Annotated in this window: 1 protein-coding gene; it reads left to right on the top strand. The window is 43.8% G+C overall.

What is annotated here, in order from left to right:
• On the top strand, positions 1-219 hold a 219-nt coding region (locus tag A7981_RS12210), incomplete at its 5' end, for a hypothetical protein (RefSeq protein WP_217234101.1).
• Positions 220-381 lie beyond the last annotated feature (162 nt).

Raw genomic sequence — 381 nt, 5'->3', positions numbered from 1 at the left:
GATCAACGCGACGAGGGCGCCGGTGATCCGCGGATCGCCGTTCGGTTGGCCTCAACGCCCTGCCGCGCCCTTCCAGGAGCGGGGGCAACGCAGGAATTCTATAAGATAAGGAAGGATTTCTTGTCCACAGATTTGACGCGTAGCTTTAGCGATGACGCGTCTTCGGGTTCAATAAAAATTGCTGAAAATTTGGTTTCGAAAATCGTCTTAAAAACTTAACCGAAAAACACGCTCACATTTTAAGTGAAAAATACTGCATATTGTTCGTTATTGCATGGTTTGGCACGAAGAAGAATTGGATATAGAGATATTTATATTCACTTGAGCGGCTATTGTTTGCGCTTTGGGGTTAAAAATCAAAATAAATCAACGATATATGAG

This window comes from Methylovorus sp. MM2, assembly GCF_001648895.1.
In the GTDB taxonomy this organism is placed as follows: domain Bacteria; phylum Pseudomonadota; class Gammaproteobacteria; order Burkholderiales; family Methylophilaceae; genus MM1.
This window is presented reverse-complemented; position numbering and strand designations above follow the sequence as displayed.